The following is a 22,331-nucleotide window of genomic DNA, read 5'->3' as shown; positions in this document are numbered from 1 at the left end:
TCAGGCTCACAGCGGCGACTGCCAGCGTCTGTCGTCGGTGAGCGCCGCGGCCAGGTCCGCGAACGCCTGCGCCGTCTCCAGGTTGGCCACCTGGCTCGACAGCACGTCCTCGTCGGTGATGAGTTGCTCGCGCCACTGCAGCACCGGATCGAGCGGGACGGTGCCCAGGGTCAGCATCGGCCCCAGCTTGTGTTCGGAGGCGAGCCGGGTGAGGTCCTCGTCGCAGATGCTCAGCCAGAGTGCCTGGGCCGGCCGCAGTTCGGCGAACATCGGCGAGGACGGGCTGGGCACCGCGGCCCGGACGAACCGCACCGAGTCCCGCAGCCGGTCGCGCTCGTGCCCGCGCGAGGCGCCGGTGGCCATGATGCCCCGGTCGCCGTAGACCAGGCCGGCGGCGGCGATGATGTGCTGCCTGGTCCACCGGTGGAAGACCAGCCAGCGCGCCGTCACGCTGCTCAACTCGGGCAGCGCGGTGGCCTCCAGGACCAGCTGGGCGGCGTAGGAGCGGCCCGCGCTGAGGTCCACCAGGGTGATCTCGAACTCCTCCTCCAGGCGCAGGAAGAGGTCGGCGCAGCGCCGCACGGTGTCGCTGCCCAGCACGAACTCGCCGCCGCCGCGGTCGCCGGGCAGCAGCACCAGCTGGCCGGCCTGCGCCGGGCGGGGCCGCAGGCCCGCGCTCTCGGTCTCCGCCCAGATGTCGATCCGCTGCGGTTCGGCCACCTCGCCGCGCAGGTAGGAGTGCAGGCCGGCCTGCTCGGTGCCGCGCAGCGCCGAGGGCACGTCGAAGACGGCGGCGCTGGTGGGCGAGCCGAAGTCGAAGTCGAGGTAGCAGACATCGGCCCCGGGCAGGGCGCGGCGGTAGGCGATGTTGGCGCTGGTGACGGACCGTCCGGTGCCGCCCTTGTCGGAGATCGCGAAGATCAGCACGGCTCAGGACCCCCAGGCTGTGGTGCGCCGCGCCGCGGCGAGCTCCTCCAGGGAGGTGAGGACCTGCAAGGCCAGCGCGCATGCCGTGCCGGGCCGGTCGCGCACCAGCCGGCGGGCCTGCTGCAGCCGCACCTCGGCCTGGCGGAGCATGTTGTGCACCGAGACGAAGTTGCCGCCGGAGCCGTTCATCATCTCCTTGTCGAGCAGGTGGTCGGCCTCGCTCAGCAGGTCGGTGGCGAGCTCGATCAGCCGGGTGCTGCGGATCGGGGTCTCGCGGACCATGCTGGCGGCGGCGACCAGGCTCTCCACGATGCGCTCGGTGAAGCTCCAGGAGAGCGGCGAGCCCGGCTCGTCCAGCTGCGGGTAGACCCCGCTCAGGTCGTCCCAGAGCCTGGCCCCGACCCCGACCCCGGCGCCGATCCGGCGCTCCCAGAGGTGGTCCATCACCGACTCGGCCAGCCGCAGCAGCCGCTCGTGCGCGCCGATGTTCCGGGACAGGCCGCGCAGTTGAACGCTGCGCTTGAGCAGCTGGGCGGAGAAGTCGGTGACCGACCAGCGCATCAGCGGACCGAGCCGCTCGCTGCCCAGCAGGGTCAGCTGGACGCCCGGATTGTGCAGCCGCAGCGACGTGTCGTCGGGCACCAGCCGCCGGATGGTCTTGGAGCGGATCGCCAGCTCCTCCAGCACGTTGACGGTCCGCGCCAGGTCGTCGTCGGTGGCCCGGCGGCGGACCAGGTCCTGCACCAGGATGGAGGTGACCAGGAGGCTGAAGTAGAGCGACTCCTGGCGGTCGGTGGTCCGCCAGGGGATGTCCTCCAACGGCCAGGAGTGGTCGTCGAAGCGGGCCAGCGCGGACCAGTACTGCTGGGTCAGCTCCCAGCGCAGGCGCAGCGCCTGGGCCAGCCGCTGCTGCTCCTCGTTGAGCAGGCCCAGGGTCAGCGTGCGCTCCGAGAAGAGGTCGGCGATGCCGTCCAGCGCGATCACGGTGAAGTACAGGTACGGGGCGTCCTGGGCCACGCCTTCGGGCTGCTCGCCGATCGGCTCGTCGGTGTCGATCGGCGGGGCGTTCTCGATGATGCCCCAGGACCAGCCGACCTCGAAGAGCAGGTTGTCGTTCGCCAGGTCGTCGGTGCCGGCCAGACCGAGCGAGAAGCGGTCACGGATGGTGGCGCGCAGCGGATCCAGCCGGCGCTGCAGCCGCTGGACGACCGCGCGGTTCGGCTCGCCGGCCCGGTTGATCATGTCGCAGAGCGAGCGCCCCTGGTCCGACTCGATCCGGAAGGCGCTCACCGAGAACGAGCGCAGCAGGCAGACCATCGCGGCCGACAGCCGCCGGCTGGTGGCCGCCTCCAACTCGGCGGCCGTGCGCTTCAGGTCGGCGCGGGTGAGGCCGGGGCCGAAGTACTTCAGGAAGCCGAGGGTGGCGAGCGCGAGGGTGATCGACAGCGAGTAGGCGTCGACCACGCCGAGCTCGCGCTGTTCGGGCGTCAACTCCACATCGGGGTCGTCCGGGTCGAAGTAGTCCCCGCCCGAGAAGCTCGGCGCACCGTCCACGCTGTGCCGGTCCATGAAGCCGGTCAGGCCGTCCAGCAGCGCCCGGGGGATCTCCACGGCGTCGCCGATCCGGCGCAGCGCGGCCAGCACGTCCTCGGCGGTCTGGTCCGGCACCTCCAGGCGCAGCGCGGGCACCTCGGTGGCGGGATAGAGCAGGCAGAGCAGCTGTTCGGCGTCACTGACGCTGTTGCGGTAGGCGCCCTCGGAGCCCTGCCAGAGCCGGCCGTGCTGGCCCTGGGCGGCCACCGCCTCCCAGATCTCCAGCAGTTGCTGGCGTGGTTTGATCCGCACGTGTCACCCCTGTTTCCGTCCGCCCCCACCCCCGGGCCCGCAGGCTCAGGGCCGCAGCCGCCCGAGTGCCAGCAGCATGCCGGTGTAGCCGTTGCGCAGTTTGGGTCCGTCCTCGATCCGGGTGACCCGCAGGTCGTCCGCCGCGTGGCCGCGCAGGCAGTCGACGACGTCGTTGGTGACGATCTTGTAGGCCGGGAAGACCAGCTCACCGACCTCGTAGCCCTCCGAGTTCTCCATCAGCGCCACCGCGAACGGAGCGCCTGGGCGCAGCGCCTTGGCGAAGATGTCGACCGCGCTGACGAACTCCTCCGCCTCGGTGGAGAGCGACTCCGCGACGAAGAACATGGTGCCCAGGTCGGCGACCCGCTGCGGCAGTTCGGTGAAGAGGTCGCCCTGGACCACGTCGGCGGCCTGCGCCAGCCGCAACCGCGGGTCGGCGACGCCCTGGTAGGCCGGGAGTTCGGTCAGCACCTGCCAGAACTCGTCCCAGTTCTCCCCGTACCGGCCGACCTCCTCGCGCAGCCACGCGACATTGCCCGCGGCCCGCTCGAAGAGCGTGATGCGCGAGCACCAGGGGAGCATCGCCAGCGACGGGTAGAGATTGGTCCCGGCGCCGACGTCGAGGCCGCGCAGCTCACCGCCGTTGTGTCCGAGGTGGGCGCCGAAGTGGTCGCGCACGGCGGTCAGGATCCGCCGGTCGTCCTCACGCAGCGAACGGTAGTTGTGCTCGAAGTAGTCGCGCGAATCGAACGAGTCCCACGGAGCTTGGCTGTTCTTCAGCCCTCCCGGTGGCACCAGGGGCAGGAGTTCCATGGGCATGGCCTATCGCCTCCGGAGCGCTACGGTCCACTTGAGAGTTGCTGAATGACAGTCAGAGTATCGCACTGGCAAGGGTCTTGGGTTTATGACGCCGCAGTCGGACAATCGACTCCAGCGTCCCACCAGGACCCCACCGAAGCACCTGTACGCCATGCAACCTTTGTCAACTCGACGGAAGGTCAAGCTGTGCGAGAGTCCACTCGAAAGAATGACGCCGCGACCGTGCGATGCGCGACGGAACGGGACCTGGACCAGCTCCACAGCATCGATCAGGTGATCTTCCTCGACGACGCCTATCAGTTCTTCGTCCTACGTCAGCTGTTCGAGGTCCACGGCGAGCGCTTCCTGGTCCTGGAGCACGAGCGCGAACTCGCCGGCTACGCCATCCTCGCCACCACCCCCGACGACCGGCGGCACAGCTGGGTGCTCGGGCTCGGCGTCGTCCCGCGGGACCGGGGCAGGGGGTACGGGCGGCTGCTGATGCGCGAGGCGATCGAGCGGCTCACCGCCGACGAGGTCGCCGAGGTGCGCCTCAGCGTCGAGCCGAACAACGAGATCGCCCTCAACCTCTACCGGTCGATGCGGTTCGAGACCATCGACCGGCGGCAGGCGTACTTCGGCCCGGGCCACGACCGGCTCATCATGGCCCGCAAACTCGGCTGACCTCTGTGCGGGTCAGGCCCGGGTCCCCCGGTGCAGGGCGACGATCCCGCCGGTGAGGTTGCGCCAGGCCACCTTGGTCCAGCCGGCCTGCTGCAGCTTGGCGGCGAGCTCCGGCTGGTCGGGCCAGGAGCGGATCGACTCGGCGAGGTAGACGTACGCGTCGGGGTTGCTGCTGACCTTGCTGGCCACCGGCGGCAGCGCGCGCATCAGGTACTCGGTGTAGACGGTGCGCAGCGGGGTCCAGGTGGGGGTGGAGAACTCGCAGATCACCACGCGGCCGCCGGGCTTGGTGACCCGGTGCATCTCGCGCAGCGCGGCGTCGGTGTCGTGCACGTTGCGCAGCGCGAAGGAGATGGTGACCGCGTCGAAGGAGGCGTCGGCGAAGGGCAGCCGGGTGGCGTCGCCGGCGGTCAGCGGCAGTTCGGGGTGGCGGCGCTTGCCCTCGGCGAGCATGCCGGTCGAGAAGTCGCAGGGGACGACCTTGGCGCCCGCGTCCAGGAAGGGCAGCGAGGAGGTGCCGGTCCCGGCCCCGAGGTCCAGCACCAGGTCACCGGGCCCGGCGCCGACCGCCTCGGCCACCGCGCGGCGCCAGGCCCGGGCCTGGCCGAGCGAGAGGACGTCGTTGGTCCGGTCGTACTTGGCCGCGACGTCGTCGAACATGGCGGCGACTTCGTTCGGCTGCTTGTCCAGGTTGGCTCGGGTCACGGCCCCATTCTTCACCCTGACACCGACCGGCCCCGCGCCGGGCTCACCTCAGCGCGCGGCGCCCACCCTTGCGGCGCCGTCGCGAGCGCTTGCCCTGGGTGATCGCCGGCATCCCTTCGGCCAGCGCCTCGGTGGCCAGCGCCACCGTGGTGACCACCCGGGCCCGCCGGACTCGCACGCCCAGACTGCGCCGGTGCCGGGTGATCCGCAGCACGCAGAGCAGGCAGAGCAGCAACGCGACGGGCACGCTGATCTGGGCCAGCCGGACCCCCGCCTGCTGCGGATAGTGCTGGTCGCAGACCCGGACCGCGCCGGGGTCGTTCGCGGCGTGCTCCAGGCAGATCTGGTCGCCGACCTTGGCCTGCGCCGGCAACGTCAGGTCGGTGGCACTGCGCTGCTGGCCGTCCGCCTGGTACCGGACGCCGCTGTAGGTGGCGCTGCCGCCCGGGAGTTGGGTGATCACGCCCTGGACCCGGACCGGGTGCGCGCCGATCTTGTCGGCCAACTCGGTCTGCCGCCAGCCCAGCAGGCACATGCCCAGGGCCAGCACGGCACTCAGCACCGCCGCGAGGTACCAGCCACGGCCGATCCTGGGGGCGGCGGTCACGGACGGGGATCGCATGGGCTGGGCCGACCTTGGCTTTCCTGGACATCTGCTGGCACGGCCGCGGCAAGGAGCACGAGAAGTACCGGGACCAACCGGGATCGTAACCGCTGGCGGTGCCTCAGGTCACGGCGAGGGGGAATCAGCACACCATCCCCACACCGGAGTTCGTCGACTGACGATCCGCTCCCCGCCTGCCCTGGAGCAGGCTCAGCGACTGCGGTACACCAGGCTACCGGCGAGTACCGTACCCAGGCACTCCTCGGCTTCCGGACCGAAGATGGCGAAATCCGCCCGCCCGTCTACGGCCAGCGCTCCGTACGGAACCCCTTCGAAGGCAAGGGTGTTCAGCGCCCGCGGCACCTCGAACGGGGCTGCCACCCGCAGCCCCGAGCGGCTCACCGCCGCCCGCACCTCGGGCCGCTCGAACGGGCCGGCCAGCGCCGTCGTGCCGTGGCGCAGCATCCGTTGCAGGCCCCGCCGGGCGCTGCCGCCCAGCCCGCCGTACTGCGCCGGCTCGAAGCCGAGCGGCAGCGGCCGGGGTTCGACGCCCAGCCCCTCACGCGGGTCGGGGTGGTAGTGCCGCTCCAGCAGCAGCGCGCCGTACGGCTGGGCCAGCCCCGGGGTGAGCACCGCTCCGGGCCACTCGCGCAGCCGCGCGTCCGGGTGGGCCGCCGCCAGCTCCGCGTACCGGCCGAGCGCGGCGATCGCGGCACCGCGTACCAGCACCGCCCCGTCGGTGATCGACGGGGCGGTGCCGGACGGGCGCAGCTCGGCGGCCCGGTGCAGGGTCAGCAACGCGTCAGCTGGTGGACAGGATGGTCAGCTCCGGGTGCGCCGTGCCGCCCTCGATCGCGGTGGAGGCGATGTGCGAGGCGACCCGGGGGTCGACCGGGTCGTTGGCCGGGTCGTCCAGCACCCGCAGGTGCTGGTAGGTGGTGGAGCGCTGCGCCGGCACCCGCCCGGCGGTGCGGATCAGGTGGATCAGTTCGGTCAGGTTGGAGCGGTGCTTGGCCCCGGCCATCGAGACCACGTTCTCCTCCAGCATGACCGAGCCCAGGTCGTCCGCGCCGTAGTGCAGCGAGAGCTGGCCGGCCTCCTTGCCGGTGGTCAGCCAGGAGCCCTGGATGTGCGCGATGTTGTCCAGGAAGAGCCTGGCGATCGCGATCATCCGCAGGTACTCGAAGACGGTCGCCTGGGTCGAGCCCTTCAGGTGGTTGTTCTGCGGCTGGTAGGTATAGGGGATGAAGGCGCGGAAGCCGCCGGTGCGGTCCTGCGCCTCGCGGATCATCCGCAGGTGCTCGATCCGCTCGGCGTTGGTCTCGCCGGTGCCCATCAGCATGGTGGAGGTGGACTCCACACCCAGCCGGTGCGCGGTCTCCATGATCTCCAGCCAGCGCTCGCCCGACTCCTTGAGCGGGGCGATCGCCTTGCGCGGGCGCTCCGGCAGCAGTTCGGCGCCGGCGCCGGCGAAGGAGTCCAGGCCCGCGGCGTGGATCCGAGTGATCGCCTCCTCGACGGAGACCTTCGAGATCCGGGCCATGTGCTCGACCTCGGAGGCGCCCAGCGAGTGGATCACCAGCTGCGGGAAGTCCGCCTTGATCGCCGAGAACGCGCGCTCGTAGTACTCCACGCCGTAGTCCGGGTGGTGGCCGCCCTGGAACATGATCTGGGTGCCGCCCAGCTCGACGGTCTCCGCGCAGCGGCGCAGGATCTCGTCCAGATCGCGCGACCAGCCCTTGTCGCTCTTCGGCGCCACGTAGAAGGCGCAGAACTTGCAGGCCGTCACGCAGACGTTGGTGTAGTTGATGTTGCGCTCGATGATGTACGTCGCGATGTGCTCGACACCCGCGTACCGCCGCCGGCGGGCCGCGTCGGCCGCGGCGCCCAGGGCGTGCAGCGGCGCGGAGCGGTAGAGCTCCAGCGCCTCCTCGGCCGAGATCCGGCCGCCGGCCGCCGCCCGGTCGAGGACCGCCTGCAGGTCGGTGCTGGGCGCGTCGAGAGTCGCTGCGGGCTCGGACACCTGGCGGCCTTCTTTCTCTCCAGGGTTGGCCGGGAAAGAGCTGGCGGCTCGGCCCCGGCGGCATGACCGGACCAGCCTACGCCAGGGGTCGAGACCGCCGGCTCCCCCGGGCGGGGGGGAGTCGGCGGCGGGTTGCCGCCCAGCTCAGCGGGCCGGGCGCCGGTGAGTGTCAGACCAGCGGGGCGGGTTCCAGCAGACGGACCGTCACGTCGGGGGCGAAGCCGCTGTCGTGGGCCACCCGGCGGGCGAACTCCGCGATGCCGGCCAGCTGCCGCTCGCCGAGCGAGAAGTCCAGCGCCTGGCTGAAGTACCGCTCCAGCACCGCCGCGTCGAACGGCTCCCAGCGCGCCGACTGCGCGGCCACCTGGTCGGCCTCGGCCAGCGAGAGGTCCCGGGACTCCAGGAACGCCCGGTGCACGGCCGCCACCAGCTCAGGGCGCTGGTCGACGAACTCGCGCCGGGCCGCCCAGAGGGCGAAGACGAACGGCAGCCCGGTCCACTCCTTCCACATCTCCCCGAGGTCGTGCACGGTGTACCCGCTGTCCGGCCGCGCCTCCAGGGTGGCCCGCAGCGCCGGGTCGCCGATCAGCACGGCGGCGTCCGCCGTGGCGAGCATCGCGTCCAGGTCGGGCGGGCAGCTGTGGTACTCGGGGTGGACGCCCTCGCGCTCGGCGAGCAGCAGCTGGGCGAGGCGGACCGACGTCCGACTGGTGGAACCCAGCGCGACGCTCTTACCGTCCAGTTCGCTCAGCGGAAGTTTGCTGACGATCACACAGGACATCACCGGGCCGTCGCTGCCGACCGCGATGTCCGGGAGAACCACCAATTCGTCCGCATGCCGCAGGTACTCCACGCAGGTGATCGGGCCGACGTCGAGCGCGCCGTTCACCAGCAGGTCGCTGAGCTTCTCGGGGGTGTCCTTGGTCAGCTCGAAGTCGAGCAGGCTGCCGGTGCGGGCCAGCCCCCAGTAGAGGGGAACGCAATTGAGGAACTGGATGTGGCCGACCCGCGGCCGGGTGAGCGGGGCACTTCCGGCCCCGCCCGAACCGCTGCCGACACCGGTTCCCACTGCCTCTTCGACCAGATCAGCCACCGCGTGCTCCTTTGCCCGTTCGTCCGGTCTTCGCAGGGTATGCCCGGGCGCTCGGTGGGCCCGCGCGACCCCCGTCCGACACACTTCAAGCCAACTCCGACACGCCCCTCTGGTACCGCGAGACACCTCTGGTCGAGCCCGCGCCTCCGTGCTACGGTTTCTGCCAGTTGCAGTTTGATTCCCCTTGCAGTACTTGAAGCCTGCGGAGCATGTAACCGCGGGCTTTTTGTAGTTTTTCAGCATTGTGCGAAAAACTCCGGGCCCACTCCGGAGGCGGGGCGATCAGCGCAGCGGACCGGATGCCACACGGTGTGGTATCCAACACGTCCCTCGCAAGGAGAACGGCATGGCCACGGGAACCGTCAAGTGGTTCAACGCTGAGAAGGGCTTCGGCTTCATCGCCCAGGAGGGCGGCGGCCCCGACGTCTTCGTCCACTACTCCGCCATCAACGCGAACGGCTTCCGCTCGCTGGAGGAGAACCAGGCGGTCAGCTTCGACGTCACCCAGGGCCCGAAGGGCCCGCAGGCGGAGAACGTCACCGCGATCTGATCGCCTTCTCGGCGCGATCGGAACACCTTCCGGCTTGATCGCTCAGGACCCTGCCCCGAGCCGGGTCCACCGCCGGCCCTCCCGTGGGCCGCACGAGCACGACTAGCACTACCAAGGGGGCCCGCCACGCGGGCCCCCTGCCGTTTTTCAGCGCCGGGTCCGGTTCGGGCGGCCTGCTCCTGTTGGTGGACTTGACGAAGTCGCACGACCTTTGGCACAAAAAAATATAACGTTCGTTATTCTTCCGGAAGCAGGTCGGTGCGACGCGGGAGGGAAGCGACATGGTGGAGCAGCAGACGCAGCGACCCCTCACACGGGAGCCCGGCCCCGGGGTCTGCGCGTTCACCGAGGCACTCTTCGGCCATCTGAGCCGGGCCGACCAGCGCCGCTGGGCCCGGATCTACCTCCAGGGCCTGCTCACCACCCCTGGCCGCAAATCGGTGCGGCGGCTGGCCGCGGCCGCCGGCGGCTCCGACGCCACCGCCCAATCGCTGCAGCAGTTCGTCAACGCCAGCCCGTGGGACTGGGCGCCGGCCCGGCACGAGCTGACCCGGCTGACCGAGCGGCACACCCTGCCCCGGGCCTGGACCATCGGCAGCGCCGTGCTGCCCAAGCGCGGTGAGCACTCCTGCGGCGTGCACCGGCGCTTCGTCCCGAGCGTCGGACGGACCATCAACTGCCAGCTGGGAGTCGGCCTCTTCGTCTCCTCGGGTGAGGAACACATCCCGGTCGACTGGCAGTTGCTGCTGCCCGAGCGCTGGGGCGGGGCCCCGGAACTGCGCGAACGCGCCCGGATCCCGGCCACCGTGCGCCACCAGCCGCTCTGGGCGCTGACCCTGCAGCTGGTGGACGCGATGGCCGCCCGCACCTCGCTGGCCCGGGTCCCCGTCGTCGCCGACCTGAGCGAACACCCCGACGCCGACCGGCTGGTGGACGGCCTGAGCCGGCGCGGCCACGAGTTCGTCCTCGCGGTGCCGGCGACCCTGCCGGTGCTCCCCACCATCTGGTCGCCGAGCCGCGGCTACCAGTACGCCGCCACCGGCGGACACGGCCCGGTCGGCGCCCGGGCCTACCTCCACCAGCACAACACCCGGCACTCGCCCGCCGCCACCCTGCTGACCGACGACCGCCGGCACCGGCATGTCCGGATGCTCGCCGGGCAGGTCACCCTGCCCGGCGTCCGCCAGAACTACCGCCTGTTCAGCGAGTGGCGCGCGGCGGGCGAGCGGCCCGCGCGGGTGTGGCTCACCAACCTGACCGACCACTCGCTGGACCAGCTGACGGCCCTGGCAGCGCTGGAGGGCGGGACCACCGGCGCGCTCGACGAACTGGCCCGGGACTTCGGCCTGCTCGACTTCGAGGGCCGCTCGTTCCCCGGCTGGCACCACCACATGACCCTGGTCTCGGCCGCCTACGGATACCGCCGGCTGACCCCGCCGGGAGACGGTGACACCACCACCGAGGGCCTGTACGCCGCCGACCGGCTGGCCGAACTCACCTGTGCCGCCGCCGGTGTGTGACGCCGGCGGCGGCACGGGTCCTCACCTGATCAACCGCCGAACTGCTCTGGTCAGCGAGCAGTCAGCCAGCAGTCAGCGAGCGGTCCAGCCGCCGTCCACCGGCATCGCCACGCCGGTGACGAAGGAGGAGCGGGCGCTGCACAGCCAGGCGGCGGCCTGGGCGATCTCTATCGGCTCCGCGATCCGCTTCTGCATCGAGCGGGAGGTGAACGAGTCGGCCAACTCCGGTGTCTCCTCCAGCACTTCCTCCATCAGCTCGGTGCGCGTGCTGCCCACCACCAGGGCGTTGACCCGGATCCCGCGCTGCCCGTACTCGTCGGCCGCGGCCCTGGTCAGGCCGATCACCGCATGCTTGGCCGCGATGTAGGAGGCGGTGGTACCGGTCGCCATCACCCCCGCGACGCTGGCGGTGTTGACGATCGAGCCGTCGCCGCCGGCCGCCAGCATGGCGCGGATCTGGTACTTCAGGCAGTTCCAGACGCCGCGCACGTTCACGTCGATGACCTGGCCGAAGACCGCGTCGTCCGTCTCGTGCAACGGGGTCCCGGCGGTGGCCCAACCCGCGTTGTTGAAGGCGCCGTCCAGCCGTCCGTAGGTCTGCACCGCGAGGGCCACGGCCCGTTCCACGTCCCGGGGCTCGGTGACGTCGCCGGCCGCCACCGTGGCGCGCCCGCCGGCCTCGGCTATCTCCTCGGCCAGCCGGGCCAGCCGGTCGGCCCGGCGCGCCATCAGCACCACCGCGGCCCCCTCGGCCGCGAACAGCCGGGCGGCGGCGGCGCCGATCCCGCTGGACGAGCCGGTGATCATGATCGTCCTGCCATCGAGCATGGTGCTACTCCCCCGCTGCCAGGTCGGCCCACACGCTGCCGGCCGCCGCCTCGGCGTCGATCCGGCGCAGCAGCGGCTCGTCGATCGACCAGAGCGAGTCGACCAGGTGGCGCACGCCCGCGACGCGCATCAACTCCCGCTGGTGGCTGTGCTCGAAGGTGCTGGGGTGGCCGATGAACGGCACCTGGAGCGCCCTGGCCCCCGTCGCGACCCGGGCCACGTCGTCGACGAACACCACCTGGTCGTAGCCCAGGCCGAACACCTCGGTGGTGATCTCCCGGATGCCCGGGCGGAAGTCGTTGGTGCAGACGTAGCCGGGACCGTCGAAGAGTTCGGCGTACTCACCGAGGAACGCGTCGAAATGGTCCTTGGCCAGCCCCCCGTAGCAGACCGTGGCCAGCCCCAGCGAACGCAGCCGCTTCAGCAACTCGACCGCGCCGTCGACCAGTTCGATCGGATGCCGGGCCAGATAGGCGTCCCGCTCGCCGAAGTAGAGCTCCAGCGCCCGCTCCCCGCTCACCGCCAGGCCGGCGGCGGCGGCCAGTTCCACGCCGGCGATCCGGCGCGGCTGGGAGAAGATCCGCTGCTCCACCTCGGCGCTGTACTGCCCGCCGCGGCTGGTGATGAAGTGGTGGATGACCGGGCTGAAGGTGTCGTTCAGCAGGACGCCGTCGATGTTGAGCGCGGCAAGACGCAGCCGTTGGAAGGCCTGGGACACGGAAGTCCCCCCTTGATTCTCGAAAACTGGTGCTGGTGGTACTGACCGGGCGGACGGTCGGGACATGAAACGTCCGGGGACCGTCACGGCACCAGTGTGTACGCCCGCTTCACGCCGACCTTCATCGCCTTGGCCGCCGCCTCGGTGGCGAGGGCCGGCAGCAGCAGCCGCCACATGCTGACGGTGCGTTCGGACAGGTCGGCCCGGCCGGTGGCGATCTGGGCGTACATCTGCATCCCGGTGCAGGCGGAGACCACGAACTCGGCCGTCTCGTGCACGTCGATGCCGGCCAGCAACTCCCCGTCCCGCTCGGCCGTCCGCAGGCAGTCCTGCATGATCTCCACCCACACCCGGTAGGGCTCGACCTCGCTCAGCCCGAATCCGGTCTGCTCCCCGGTGAGCCGCACGCCGGCCCGCAGCACCGGATCGATCTGCAGCTGACGCGACCAGACCAGGGTCAGGTCCACCAGTCGCTGCAGCCCCTGCGAGGCGAGCCTGGGCATGATCGTGGGGGTCTGAGCGGTCATCACCGCGCGGGCCAGCGCCTCCTTGTTGGGGAAGTGGAAGTACACCGCGCCGAGGGTGACCCCAGCCCGCTTGATGATCTCCCGCATGCTGGCGCCGTGGTAGCCGTGCTCGTCGAACACCTGGGCCGCGGCTTGGAGGATCTCGTCACGCGTCCTGACGGCACGCTCCTGCTTCGGCTCCGGCGACAAGCCACTGACCTCTCTGGGCGAACAAAATCTCGACAAACAAAACGAACACACGTTATGTTACAACTCTCGGGCCCGGCCCGCCAGGCTCCGAGCGATCAACGTCGCCCCAGCCGTCGTTACGGGAGAGCTCTGATGACCGTCACCATCCAGACCGCGCAGCTCCACCCCTGCACCACAGCTCCCGTGCCGACCAAGCCCGCGCCAGGCCGATGCACCGCCGGCGGTCCCGCACTCCAACAGTACGTCCACAAACTCGCCGCCGACGAAGTGCTGTTGACCCGCTGGCGACGCACCGGCCCCGACGCCTTCGCCGTCGGCGCGCGCTGGCCCCGCCAACACGCCTTCTACCAGAGCGACAACGGCGACTTCGACCCGCTGCTGTTCGCCGAGACCGTGCGGCAGAACATCCCGCTGATCTCGCACGTGGCCTACGACGTCCCGGTCGGACACCAGCTGATCTGGCAGGACTTCAGCTACCGGGTCGACCCGGCGGCGCTGCGGATCGAGGACGGCCCGGCCGAGCTCGAACTGCGGATCACCTGCTCCGACGTGGTCCGCCGGCGCGCCCGGCTGGCCTCGCTGACCATGTCCGTGGTCGCCCTGCGGGCCGGCCGCCGGGCGGCCACCGCGGTCGCCCGCTTCACCAGCAACCCGCCGGCCGTCTACCAGCGCCTGCGCGGCGAGCGCGCCGACGCCCAGCGGGCGATGGCCGCCGCCACGCCGCTCACTCCGCCGATACCCGCCGCCCTCGTGGGCCGCCGCCGGGCCGCCGACGTGGTCCTCGCCGACTCCCGCTTCCCGCAGCGCTGGCAGCTGCGCAACGACACCTCGCACCCGATCCTCTTCGACCACCCCGTCGACCACTCCCCCGGCATGCTGCTCCTGGAGGCGGCCCGCCAGGCCGCCCACGCCCAACTGGGCTCCACCGAGCGGATACCGGTGGGGTTCGACGCCAAGTTCTACCGCTACATCGAACTCGACGAGCCCTGCTGGATCGCCGCCGAGACGGTGCGCGATCAGGATGCGGTCGAGGTTGTCGCCCTGCAGGGCGGCCGGATCGGCTTCTCCTGCACGGTGACCACGGCACCCGCCACCAGTGCCTGACGGGCCGTCACTCAGCGCGCCCTATCGATCCTGCGCGGTGCGGGTGGTGCGGGTGGTGCGGGTGGTGCGGGTGGTGCGGGTGGTGCGGGCAGTGCGGGTGGACCGGGCGGTGCGGGCGGACCGGGTGCAAGGTCAGCCTCCGGCCAGCAGGCGGGCCGCGTTGCCGCCGAGAACCAGGTCGCGGACCGCCGGATCGGCAACGGCGGCCTCGACGGTGTGCCGCGCCGCGACCACGTCGCCGTAGGGCGTGTTCGACCCGAACAGGCACCGCTCGGGAAGCTCGCGGACCGCGGCCCGGACAGCGAACACCTGGAGCGCGCTGGAGAGTTCGATGTGCAGGTTCGGCGTCTCCCGGGCCAGGTCGACCAACTCCAGCCAGTTGAGCCCGCCAAACGCACCGACGACCACCGGGACCGAGCGATGGCGCGCGGCCAGCGAAGCGTACGTCCGCAGATCGTCGGCGGTGTTCGGCGCGAAGCCGTGGACCAGGACCGGCACGCCGCCGTGGTCGGCGCTGACCGCGAGCGCCGGCTCGATGAGGCGCGCCTGGCCGGGGGCGGGGGTCAGTTCGCCGATTCCGACGATGCCGGGGCGGGCCAGCATGTGGTCCAGCCAGGCCCGGGTCCGGTCGGCGGTCATGTTCAGGCGGACACCGGCCAGGCCCACGGTCTCGTCCGGGTGGGTGTCGAGAGCAGCGCAGAGCTCGTCCACCGCCGCGCGGAACTCCTCCTCTGGGCTGATCTCACCACCGATCACCGCGACCAGCCGGGCGAACTCCGCACGCAGGCCGTCCAACGTCGTCGGTGCCTCGGGGTGAATGCGGGTGGACTGCAGAACCGTGCGGCCGACACCGGCCTCTCGGGCCCGGGCCAGCTGGGCCGGGAGGTCGACGGTGACGTGGGCGTGGAAGTCGATGATCACGGCTCGACGTTAAACTTTGCCACCGGCGTCAAGGTCAAGCCCGCGAGGTGGAGAGGTGGAATCGTCATGCGCGTCAGCGAACTCGCCCAGCGGACCGGGGCCAGCCCTCGGGCCCTGCGGCACTACGACGCGAACGGGCTCCTGCCGTCGCAACGCCTGGCGAACGGCTACCGCGACTTCCCCGAGCAGGCGATCGAGCGAGTTCGTCGGATCAGACTCCTGCTGGCCATCGGGCTGGACCTCGAGGACGTCGCACAGTTGCTCCCCTGCTTCGCCGAGACCGGCGAACTCACGCCGTGCGACCGGGCCCAGGAGCGCCTTCGCGGGCAGATCGCGGACATCGACGCCAAGATGTCCGCGCTGCGGGCGACCCGGCGGATGCTGGCCGGGGAACTCCGGCAGTGGGCTGGCCCACCGGCCGAACGTGACCCTGCCCGCAGCCCCGACCGTCCACCAGCGGAACACGCTGAAGGACCTCGAGAAGAGCGCCGGCACGAAGAGCTGTGACGCGGACTGACTGAACGCCGAGAAGGCTCTGAACTGGGGAAACGCGAAGTCTGACGCCGCCTGGTGTCAGCTGGGCAGTTCCCAGCCCGGACCGTCCTCGTCACCGATCCAGACCCGCTGGCCGGCCTCGGTGATGGTGATCCCGAATGCTTCTTGACGTACCGGCCGGCCCGCTCGAACAGGTTCGGCGATATCTGACGCACCGACGACGAACCCCCGGCCGTGAGTAGCGAGCCGCGGGGCGGGTGGTGTCGGTGGTACTCCGTTCGGTCACGGTGGGGTCCTCCTGGGGTGGGCGGGTGAGCTGGGGTGCCGTCGCCTGTTCGCCCGCCGTCGCCCGAGGAGTTATAGGAGCCGGAGGCAGTCCAGGGCGAGGTAGGCGGCGGCGGTGTCGGTCATCTCGCCCCTGCGGAGCACGGTGGTACGGAACTCGGACAGGGGGAGGGTGACGACGTCGATGAACTCAGTGCACTCCGGGGTCGGCTCGGCGACCTTGGTGCAGTTGGTGGCGAAGAAGGCGAACCGCTGGGCGTTGGAGTAGGCGTCGTGCCAGTACGGTCCGGCGGCGTGGACCTCGCCCTGGTAGACCGGTCTCCTCCAGCAGTTCCCGGGCGATGGCCTCCGCCGCCTGCTCGCCGGGTTCGATGAAGCCGCCGGGGAGTTCGTACAACACGCGGTCGGGGCCGGGCGGTACTGGCGAGCGAGGATGACGTGCTGGTCGGCGGTGAGAGCGAGCACCGCGCCGGCCGGGCGCTCGCGCTTGAGGAAGAACTCCTCCTTCCTGCCGTCGGGCAGTTCGAAGTCGACGCGATCCACCGACCGGCCGAACTTGCTGAAGACGGTGGTGCGTTCGATCTCGCGCCACGACGCGCTGGTGTCGGTCATGGCCAGGACTGTACGGCCCCGGGCCGGGCCGGAGCGCCCGTTCCGCCGCCTGCTGACCGCCGGCCACCTGAGGCCCCAGGTCGTCGCCGATCTTCGCCGGGCCGCCGAGGGCGACACCGCCCAGACCCGGGTGCGGGCGATGGCAACTGCCCGCCTGTCCACCGTGCTCTACCGGCAGGGCGACCGCACCGAGGCCGACCACCACGCCGCCCAGGCCACCTCGCTCGCGGCCACCGTCGGCTCCGCCCGCCTGGCCTCCGCCCTCTGCGACATGCGCCACGCCGCCCTCCGGTGACCGCCTGCGTCGCTGAGCTCGAGGAGGGTGCCGAGCACCCCCGCTTCCTTCATGTCGTTGGGCCGAGTAGCGGCCCGCCCCGGCTAACCGGCGCGCGCTGCTGCGGCAGGGGCGGGCAGCCGGCGAGCGTCCTCCCCAGGACTCGGCTGCGCGGGGGTCCAGGTCTCGTCGGTCGAGCCGACTGGGCTCACCCGACGAGTAGCCGACGAAGCGCCTTCGGGCGGCGGACGGCCGACTCGGTGGCGATCCGCGTGTGCACCAACCGCATCACGCCGAGCGTCGCGTCGAGCATGGCCGTGCTCGCGCCCGCCTTCGCCTGGTCGTCAAGGTGCCGGCCGAGCAAGCGCAGGTCGGCCTCGGCAGCGGTGTGGTCGTAGGGCCGCGCCAGGCTGTCACCGGGCTGGCGAATGGTCGCGATCGTGCTCACGGGCTGTTCCTTCATCTTGGTGTGTCGTCCGCGCCCCACCGCGGAGCCGGTGAGCGGTGGCGGATCCAGCAAGACGCGGCTGCCGTCCGCCCGCTCCAGCCGGCTCACGCGAGTGCCCTTCCCAGGTCATAGAGGGCGGCTCGCAGTTGGGCGCGTCGGGTGTACCGGGCGGCCCGCTCGAAGCCCACCAGGCAGTAGGGGAGAGTGACTTCTCTACCCTCGTCCGTGTGGATCTGCGGACCGGGGGCAACGACGGTCTGGCGGTCGCAGCACACACACCGACCCCACCGCCACATGTGGCGGGGCGGCAGCGAGATCGGGCTGCCGGCGAAGTCCGCAGCGCGGCCAGCTCGGGGCTTCACAGCTCGGTCCTGTGCTGCGGCCGGCTACGGACCCCGGACTGCCGGACTGGCTCCAACTCGCCTGCGACAGGCACTAGTTCAACCTCGCTGGCCGGAACCTCCCACTCCACTCCGCCGCCCTCCGGCCGGAGGAACACCGTGGGGTACTTGCCGTACCCGGGGCACTGGTACACCCCGGTCCGGCCGGTCCTGGCGTCCCGCACCACCTCGCCAACGCGGGGCGTGTACAGCTCCTTTGGGGGCTTGGGCGATCTGCTTGCACCCATCGTCGCTCCTCTCCGTAGTGATTCCACTACTAGGACGACTCACTGTCCCGTACAGTCAAGAAGCCTTCAACCGCGCCAGATCTGGAGGGAGAGTAGATCTTGAATCGCTCAGAGCTGGACCCGGATGCGTCGCCGCGCGCCCGCTTCGGCGCTCAGATCCGCAGCGCACGCGAGGAGCGCGGGTGGACGCAGGAGGAGCTCGGCGAACGCATGGGCTACTCGGCAGTGCACATCTCGGCGGTAGAAATTGGCCGCAAGTCTCCAACTCTCCGATTTGCCACCGCAGCTGACGTAGCGTTCGGAACAGGAACACTGTGGGTTGATCGGCACGGCGAGGTTCGACGCGCCTCACTGCTTGACGGCTTCGAGGGGTACGCCGCGAAGGAGGCGAAGGCACGAGAGATTCGAGTCTTCGAGATCGGAGTGATACCGGGCCTGCTTCAAACGGTGGAGTACACCGGAGCGCTCGTGGACGCCCAGGTACAGCGAGGAACCATCAGCCGGGAAGAGGCCGACGAGTGGTGCGCACGCCTGCTTACCCGCCAACAGGGCCTCACCGCGTTTGATGCACCCCTACTTCACGCCGTTCTCGATGAAAGCTGCATCCGTCGGCTTGTTGGCGGACGGGCAGTGATGGCCAGGCAACTCGTCGCGCTGGAAGAGCGCGCCCAGAGTCCAGGGACGATCATCCAGGTAGCCCCCTACTCCATGGGCGCGGATCGTCCGTTCGCACTCCCCGTGCATCTGCTGACACTCGCTGACCGAAGCTTGATCGGGTACTCGGAGTCCGAAGGTCAAGGCCACGTTCAACGCGATCCCAGAGCCCTTACCACCTGGGATAGGAACTACCATCGTCTTCAGGTGGGCGCACTTTCCGAGACTGCATCCATCGAGCTGATCCGCGCTGTTCGAGAGGACCTTGGGTGAGTATGGACATATCTCAGGCCAGTTGGCGAAAGTCGACCTACAGCCAGCAACAGGGCGCGTGCGTAGAGGTCGCCGACAACTTTCGCAGCGTGGTCCCCGTCCGCGACTCCAAGAACCCCAACGCCCCCGCCCTGCTCTTCTCCCCCGAGGGCTTCACTGCCTTCGTAGCGGGCGTGAAGGGTGGCGAGTTCGGCGACGTGTGAGCCGTCCTCGGGACCCACAGAGAGCGAACCCGCGACCAAACCGGTCGAGGGTTCGCTGCGTTCTGCGCCCACTCAGACCGTGGCAGGCACCTTCGCCGCAGCCTCGTTCACCGCAGACGCCGGCTCGGCATACAGCTCCCCAACCGTCGGGCTGTTGTAGGCAACCAGGTCGAGCGTCTTCTCGCGTGCGTGTGGCTACCGGGTCGGCAGATCAGACCTCGACCACGAACGCGGCCAGCTCGTCGCGGAGTTGCTCGATCCCCCCAAGTGCCCCGCCGCCGGACCTCCGAGCGGAGGCAAGTCCGGTGACGGGGCATCGACAGAGGTCAGTGCGTCGGCGCCGGTGTCGGGTACAGGCTGGCCAGTGGGTTGACGTAGGTCTTGGCGGGCATGCAGTTGGGGGCGGGGCTCTGCATCAGACCGGCCTGGAGTTCGCGGGAGCTGTGCGCCGGGTCGGTCTTGGCCAGCGGCAGGTAGATGAAGAGTTGCAGGTCGGCCGGGATGGCACTGGGGCGGATGGTGAGGACCTGCCGGCCGCCGTCCTGGCTGGCTTCCTCTTCCATGTCCCAGCCGTAGGCCGCCAGCCGGCCCTGTCCGCCGTCCTGGTTTCCCTTGGCCTCGGTCTCCGGCGGGTAGGAGGCCATCGTCGGGTCGGGGGCGTGGCAGCCGGGTTCGCCGGCGTAGACGCGGCTGCGGACGCCGGCCCGGTCCAGGTCGCGCTGCAGCTGGGTCGCGTCGACCGGCTTGTAGCCGTCCAGGATGGTGAGTTTGACGAGGTCGTCGCTGCCGCTCTGCAGGGTGTACGCGGCGTTGGTGACGTTCCCCAGCGGCTGGCTCCCGGCGCTGGCGCCGCCGCCGGCAACGACCGGGGCGGGTGCGGGGGAGCGGCCGACCCCGGTGGTGAGGGTGACCCCGGCGACGGCGACGGCGGCGGCCAGGCCCATCGGGAGCGCCACCCGCAGGGCCAGGGTCCGGCGCTTGGCAGCGCTACGGGAGTGCTCGGTCACGGCGTCCATCAGGTGCTCCTTCAGCAGGAAGTGGCGGTGAGGGGAGAGCTCCGGTACGGCCGCGGCCGGCAGCAGCCGGGCCAGCTCCTCCCGCTCGGTCTGCTGGGACCGGCCTCGGGGGGTGGCGTTCATCGGATCGTCTCCTTGGTCGACCGGACCGCGAGCGCGCGGTCTCCTGCTACCTGTCCGCAGATGCCGGTGCGTTGCGTACTTTCCGGGGGGTGCGTGCTTCTTGCGGAGCGGGCTGCGGCCAGCTCCTTGGCGGTGAGTTCCCGCAATCGGCTGCGGGCGCGTGACAGCCGCGAGCGGACCGTTCCGACCGGTTTGCCGAGCGCCTCAGCGGCGGCCGCGTGGTCGAGGCCCTCCCACACGCACAGCGCGAACACCTCCCGCTCGGCCGGGCGCAGCTGCTCCAGCGCGGCCTTCGCGGCGGCGAGCTGCTCGGCGTCGGCGATACGGCCGGTCAGCTCGGCGGCGAAGTCGGGCACGGCCTCGCGCGGCGGCAGTTTGGCGAGTGCCTGCTGGTGACGGCGCGCGGCCCGGCGGGTGTTGCGGATGACGTTGGTGGCGATGCCCAGCAGCCAGGGCCGCAGGCTCTCCCCCTCGGGGTCGACCCGCGCACGCAGGCGCCAGGCCTCCAGGAAGGTCAGTGAGACCACGTCCTCGGCGACGGCCCGGTCCCCGGTCATCCGGACGGCATAGCGGTGCACCGCGCGGGCGTGATCCTCGAAGATCTGCCCGAACGCCACTGAATCCCCGGCTCGCACCCGGGCGCGAATCGATTTGTCCACACCCGTACCTGTCCGACCGCACCCGGCCGTTGCCGTGATCCACGCCACATGCCCGGGTGGGGCCCGGCGGCCCTCCTGCCTGGCGGGCCGGCCGGAGCCGGGACTGAACGAGCCGCGCAACCAGCGGCCACAGACGGTCGCACGGTAGCGCGGCACCTAGTACTACAGCCTGGGATGGCGACATTTGCAGCACCTGCTCGACCCCCGCAGCGACCAAGAGGGGAACTGAGGAGTGGATCTCCACAAGCTTCTGAAATCCGATGCCGAGACCCTGGCGAAGGAGTTCGAGGGGCATGATCCGGTCGCGTTCACGCGCCTCCTCTCGGAGCGCATCATCGACAACGACGGGACCTGCGCCACCTGTGTTCGAACGTCGCCGACGAGGCCTCGGTCGGCGAGATGGCGCGCTTCCTGGAATTCCTGGACACCGTGGGCGCCACCGCCTTCGGCTGCCTCCTCTACGGGTTGGGCCGGGAGACCGAGGCCGAGCTGTGGTGGGGAGTGGCCGCAGGCGCCGAGGACACGCTGGCCGTCCACTACGCCGCCACCGGCCGCACCGCCCGCGCCCAGGCAGTGCGCGACAACCTGGAGGAGGTCGAACCGGAGCGGCTGCCCCCGCCACGCCCTGGTCGAAGAACTCGACGCCCGCCCGGCCGGGAAAGCCCTGCGCGGCTTCGTCGAAGAGGCGCTGGAATCGGCACCCCCGGGCGCCGCCGCGCGCAGAGTGCTCCGGCGCGCCCCCCGGCGCCGCACCTCGCCGGTGCGCCGCCGATGACGCTCCCAGCCCGGCCAGCCAGTGGCCCCAGGCCGTAGCTGTCTCACGACCGCTGGTGGGTCTGACGGTCCATCAGGCCCAGACGGCGGAGAATCAGGATCCGCGAGCACCTCTCATCCTCACCGGGTCAGATGATCACAGATCGGGTACTACTGGCTACGCCGAAGCCCTGGGAACTGTGGGACTAGAGAAAGCCGGAAGAAACAGGCACCCGGGTGGTGGCAGTGCTGTCCAGGCGGGGCCGGGTGGTCAGCCGGCCCCGGGGGCCAGCCGCCGCTCGTCCGCGCCGATCAGCAGGTCGTTGATGCTCGCGTAGCGGCGGCGCATCAGGCCGTTCGCGTCGAACTCCCATTGCTCGTTGCCATAGCTGCGCCACCACTGCCCGGACGCGTCATGCCACTCGTACTCGAAGCGTACCGAGATCCGGTTGTCGGTGTAGGCCCACAGCTCCTTGCGCAGGCGGTAGTTCAGCTCGCGCTCCCACTTGGCGTGCAGGAACGCGACGATCTCCTGGCGGCCGTGCAGGAACACGTCGCGGTTACGCCACTCGGAGTCTTCCGTGTAGGCGAGGGCGACTCGTTCGGGATCGCGGGTGTTCCAGGTGTCCTCGGCGGCCTGGACCTTCAGTAGTGCGGTGGCCTCGGTGAACGGGGGGACGGGTGGCCGGTGGGTCATGACGCTCCTCGCTTCGGTGCGCTCGGGGCACGGTGCACCCGAGAGGTCGGGGCACTCGTTGGTGTCCGCAGAGCGGGGCGCCGGTGGGTGCCCGGGAGGCCGGGCCGGGGCGTTCGGCGCGGCCGGTGGCCTCCCCTTCACTCTGGCCCGACCGGGCAGCTCACGGCCATGTCTG

At 70.9% G+C, this 22,331-nt stretch carries 26 protein-coding genes; 9 read left to right on the top strand and 17 right to left on the bottom strand.

Annotation, left to right across the window (positions count from 1 at the left end; genetic code table 11):
• Positions 1-6: 6 nt before the first annotated feature.
• The 3 genes from ABH937_RS12195 to ABH937_RS12185 are packed head-to-tail and all read right to left on the bottom strand — an operon-like array spanning position 7 to position 3,585.
• Entirely contained in the window at positions 7-927 is a 921-nt protein-coding gene (locus tag ABH937_RS12195; RefSeq protein ID WP_280689681.1) for an SCO2523 family variant P-loop protein, read from the bottom strand.
• 3 nt (positions 928-930) lie between these two features.
• Positions 931-2,772: an SCO2524 family protein gene (locus ABH937_RS12190; protein ID WP_370218198.1), complete on the bottom strand. Its 1,842-nt coding sequence runs from the start codon at positions 2,770-2,772 to the stop codon at positions 931-933.
• Positions 2,773-2,817: 45 nt separating this feature from the next.
• Positions 2,818-3,585 (bottom strand): SCO2525 family SAM-dependent methyltransferase, encoded by a 768-nt coding sequence (locus ABH937_RS12185; protein ID WP_280689683.1) that lies wholly within the window; start codon positions 3,583-3,585, stop codon positions 2,818-2,820.
• A 228-nt stretch (positions 3,586-3,813) separates the two neighbouring features.
• On the opposite strand from ABH937_RS12185, the gene ABH937_RS12180 reads away from it, so the two are divergent.
• Positions 3,814-4,254, top strand: a complete 441-nt coding sequence (locus ABH937_RS12180; protein WP_280689684.1) for a GNAT family N-acetyltransferase — start codon at positions 3,814-3,816, stop codon at positions 4,252-4,254.
• Positions 4,255-4,266: 12 nt separating this feature from the next.
• Here the strand turns inward: ABH937_RS12180 and ABH937_RS12175 are convergent, their stop codons facing one another.
• From ABH937_RS12175 to ABH937_RS12155, 5 genes are all read right to left on the bottom strand, one after another.
• On the bottom strand, positions 4,267-4,959 hold the full coding sequence (locus ABH937_RS12175; protein ID WP_280689685.1) for a demethylmenaquinone methyltransferase: 693 nt from the start codon (positions 4,957-4,959) through the stop codon (positions 4,267-4,269).
• Between the two features lie 43 nt (positions 4,960-5,002).
• Complete coding sequence (locus ABH937_RS12170) at positions 5,003-5,581, bottom strand: hypothetical protein (protein WP_280689686.1); 579 nt, start codon at positions 5,579-5,581, stop codon at positions 5,003-5,005.
• 192 nt (positions 5,582-5,773) lie between these two features.
• Entirely contained in the window at positions 5,774-6,361 is a 588-nt protein-coding gene (locus ABH937_RS12165; RefSeq protein ID WP_280689687.1) for a hypothetical protein, read from the bottom strand.
• 4 nt (positions 6,362-6,365) lie between these two features.
• Complete coding sequence (gene mqnC / locus ABH937_RS12160; RefSeq protein WP_280689688.1) at positions 6,366-7,586, bottom strand: cyclic dehypoxanthinyl futalosine synthase; 1,221 nt, start codon at positions 7,584-7,586, stop codon at positions 6,366-6,368.
• A 169-nt stretch (positions 7,587-7,755) separates the two neighbouring features.
• The gene (locus ABH937_RS12155) at positions 7,756-8,655 is read right to left on the bottom strand and encodes a menaquinone biosynthesis protein (RefSeq protein ID WP_280689880.1); all 900 of its coding nucleotides are present in this window, start codon (positions 8,653-8,655) and stop codon (positions 7,756-7,758) included.
• Positions 8,656-9,025: 370 nt separating this feature from the next.
• Between ABH937_RS12155 and ABH937_RS12150 the strand changes: the two genes are divergently transcribed.
• Together ABH937_RS12150 and ABH937_RS12145 are read left to right on the top strand one after the other, a co-directional pair.
• Positions 9,026-9,229, top strand: coding sequence for a cold-shock protein (locus tag ABH937_RS12150; protein ID WP_030235313.1), 204 nt, complete (start codon positions 9,026-9,028; stop codon positions 9,227-9,229).
• Positions 9,230-9,510: 281 nt separating this feature from the next.
• Complete coding sequence (locus tag ABH937_RS12145) at positions 9,511-10,749, top strand: IS701 family transposase (RefSeq protein ID WP_370218197.1); 1,239 nt, start codon at positions 9,511-9,513, stop codon at positions 10,747-10,749.
• Between the two features lie 72 nt (positions 10,750-10,821).
• On the opposite strand, the gene ABH937_RS12140 is transcribed toward ABH937_RS12145, so the two are convergent.
• The 3 genes from ABH937_RS12140 to ABH937_RS12130 form a co-directional block, all read right to left on the bottom strand.
• The gene (locus tag ABH937_RS12140) at positions 10,822-11,577 is read right to left on the bottom strand and encodes an SDR family NAD(P)-dependent oxidoreductase (RefSeq protein ID WP_370218196.1); all 756 of its coding nucleotides are present in this window, start codon (positions 11,575-11,577) and stop codon (positions 10,822-10,824) included.
• Between the two features lie 4 nt (positions 11,578-11,581).
• Positions 11,582-12,295: an HAD family phosphatase gene (locus tag ABH937_RS12135; protein WP_280689691.1), complete on the bottom strand. Its 714-nt coding sequence runs from the start codon at positions 12,293-12,295 to the stop codon at positions 11,582-11,584.
• An 83-nt stretch (positions 12,296-12,378) separates the two neighbouring features.
• On the bottom strand, positions 12,379-13,011 hold the full coding sequence (locus ABH937_RS12130; RefSeq protein ID WP_280689692.1) for a ScbR family autoregulator-binding transcription factor: 633 nt from the start codon (positions 13,009-13,011) through the stop codon (positions 12,379-12,381).
• Positions 13,012-13,143: 132 nt separating this feature from the next.
• On the opposite strand from ABH937_RS12130, the gene ABH937_RS12125 reads away from it, so the two are divergent.
• Complete coding sequence (locus tag ABH937_RS12125; RefSeq protein ID WP_280689693.1) at positions 13,144-14,115, top strand: ScbA/BarX family gamma-butyrolactone biosynthesis protein; 972 nt, start codon at positions 13,144-13,146, stop codon at positions 14,113-14,115.
• Positions 14,116-14,247: 132 nt separating this feature from the next.
• On the opposite strand, the gene ABH937_RS12120 is transcribed toward ABH937_RS12125, so the two are convergent.
• Positions 14,248-15,036, bottom strand: a complete 789-nt coding sequence (locus ABH937_RS12120) for an amidohydrolase family protein (protein WP_280689694.1) — start codon at positions 15,034-15,036, stop codon at positions 14,248-14,250.
• A gap of 66 nt (positions 15,037-15,102) precedes the next feature.
• Here ABH937_RS12120 and ABH937_RS12115 point away from each other — a divergent pair, with 66 nt between their 5' ends.
• Entirely contained in the window at positions 15,103-15,543 is a 441-nt protein-coding gene (locus ABH937_RS12115; RefSeq protein WP_280689695.1) for a MerR family transcriptional regulator, read from the top strand.
• Between the two features lie 463 nt (positions 15,544-16,006).
• Here the strand turns inward: ABH937_RS12115 and ABH937_RS12110 are convergent, their stop codons facing one another.
• Complete coding sequence (locus ABH937_RS12110; RefSeq protein ID WP_280689696.1) at positions 16,007-16,216, bottom strand: NUDIX domain-containing protein; 210 nt, start codon at positions 16,214-16,216, stop codon at positions 16,007-16,009.
• Positions 16,217-16,303: 87 nt separating this feature from the next.
• Here ABH937_RS12110 and ABH937_RS12105 point away from each other — a divergent pair, with 87 nt between their 5' ends.
• Positions 16,304-16,723 carry a hypothetical protein gene (locus tag ABH937_RS12105; protein WP_280689697.1) on the top strand — a complete coding sequence of 140 codons (420 nt, stop codon included), beginning with the start codon at positions 16,304-16,306 and terminating at the stop codon, positions 16,721-16,723.
• 187 nt (positions 16,724-16,910) lie between these two features.
• On the opposite strand, the gene ABH937_RS12100 is transcribed toward ABH937_RS12105, so the two are convergent.
• Positions 16,911-17,258, bottom strand: a complete 348-nt coding sequence (locus ABH937_RS12100; protein ID WP_280689698.1) for a hypothetical protein — start codon at positions 17,256-17,258, stop codon at positions 16,911-16,913.
• 619 nt (positions 17,259-17,877) lie between these two features.
• Between ABH937_RS12100 and ABH937_RS12095 the strand changes: the two genes are divergently transcribed.
• Both ABH937_RS12095 and ABH937_RS12090 read left to right on the top strand, forming a co-directional pair.
• Entirely contained in the window at positions 17,878-18,705 is an 828-nt protein-coding gene (locus tag ABH937_RS12095) for a helix-turn-helix transcriptional regulator (RefSeq protein WP_280689700.1), read from the top strand.
• A 2-nt stretch (positions 18,706-18,707) separates the two neighbouring features.
• Positions 18,708-18,908, top strand: coding sequence for a DUF397 domain-containing protein (locus ABH937_RS12090; RefSeq protein ID WP_280689701.1), 201 nt, complete (start codon positions 18,708-18,710; stop codon positions 18,906-18,908).
• A 326-nt stretch (positions 18,909-19,234) separates the two neighbouring features.
• On the opposite strand, the gene ABH937_RS12085 is transcribed toward ABH937_RS12090, so the two are convergent.
• Complete coding sequence (locus ABH937_RS12085) at positions 19,235-20,047, bottom strand: hypothetical protein (protein ID WP_280689702.1); 813 nt, start codon at positions 20,045-20,047, stop codon at positions 19,235-19,237.
• Positions 20,044-20,706: an RNA polymerase sigma factor gene (locus ABH937_RS12080; protein ID WP_370218194.1), complete on the bottom strand. Its 663-nt coding sequence runs from the start codon at positions 20,704-20,706 to the stop codon at positions 20,044-20,046. The genes ABH937_RS12085 and ABH937_RS12080 overlap by 4 nt, the downstream gene beginning before the upstream one ends.
• 399 nt (positions 20,707-21,105) lie before the next feature.
• Here ABH937_RS12080 and ABH937_RS12075 point away from each other — a divergent pair, with 399 nt between their 5' ends.
• Positions 21,106-21,519, top strand: coding sequence for a hypothetical protein (locus ABH937_RS12075; protein ID WP_370218193.1), 414 nt, complete (start codon positions 21,106-21,108; stop codon positions 21,517-21,519).
• Positions 21,520-21,730: 211 nt separating this feature from the next.
• Here ABH937_RS12075 and ABH937_RS12070 read toward each other — a convergent pair whose 3' ends face one another.
• Positions 21,731-22,156, bottom strand: a complete 426-nt coding sequence (locus tag ABH937_RS12070) for a nuclear transport factor 2 family protein (RefSeq protein ID WP_280689705.1) — start codon at positions 22,154-22,156, stop codon at positions 21,731-21,733.
• Between the last annotated feature and the right edge of the window lie 175 nt (positions 22,157-22,331).

Source organism: Kitasatospora sp. GAS1066B (genome assembly GCF_041262605.1).
Taxonomy (GTDB): Bacteria; Actinomycetota; Actinomycetes; order Streptomycetales; family Streptomycetaceae; genus Kitasatospora.
The sequence above is the reverse complement of the archived record's forward strand: the minus strand, read 5'-3'. Positions and strand labels throughout refer to the sequence as shown.

Excerpts from the sequence above, each read along its gene's own strand:
- ABH937_RS12185 (WP_280689683.1), bottom strand. The coding sequence starts at position 3,585 with ATGGAACTCCTGCCCCTGGTGCCACCGGGAGGGCTGAAGAACAGCCAA.
- ABH937_RS12170 (WP_280689686.1), bottom strand. The coding sequence starts at position 5,581 with ATGCGATCCCCGTCCGTGACCGCCGCCCCCAGGATCGGCCGTGGCTGG.
- ABH937_RS12150 (WP_030235313.1), top strand. The coding sequence starts at position 9,026 with ATGGCCACGGGAACCGTCAAGTGGTTCAACGCTGAGAAGGGCTTCGGC.
- ABH937_RS12145 (WP_370218197.1), top strand. The coding sequence starts at position 9,511 with ATGGTGGAGCAGCAGACGCAGCGACCCCTCACACGGGAGCCCGGCCCC.
- ABH937_RS12140 (WP_370218196.1), bottom strand. The coding sequence starts at position 11,577 with ATGCTCGATGGCAGGACGATCATGATCACCGGCTCGTCCAGCGGGATC.
- ABH937_RS12125 (WP_280689693.1), top strand. The coding sequence starts at position 13,144 with ATGACCGTCACCATCCAGACCGCGCAGCTCCACCCCTGCACCACAGCT.
- ABH937_RS12115 (WP_280689695.1), top strand. The coding sequence starts at position 15,103 with ATGCGCGTCAGCGAACTCGCCCAGCGGACCGGGGCCAGCCCTCGGGCC.
- ABH937_RS12090 (WP_280689701.1), top strand. The coding sequence starts at position 18,708 with ATGGACATATCTCAGGCCAGTTGGCGAAAGTCGACCTACAGCCAGCAA.
- ABH937_RS12085 (WP_280689702.1), bottom strand. The coding sequence starts at position 20,047 with ATGAACGCCACCCCCCGAGGCCGGTCCCAGCAGACCGAGCGGGAGGAG.
- ABH937_RS12075 (WP_370218193.1), top strand. The coding sequence starts at position 21,106 with ATGGCGCGCTTCCTGGAATTCCTGGACACCGTGGGCGCCACCGCCTTC.
- ABH937_RS12070 (WP_280689705.1), bottom strand. The coding sequence starts at position 22,156 with ATGACCCACCGGCCACCCGTCCCCCCGTTCACCGAGGCCACCGCACTA.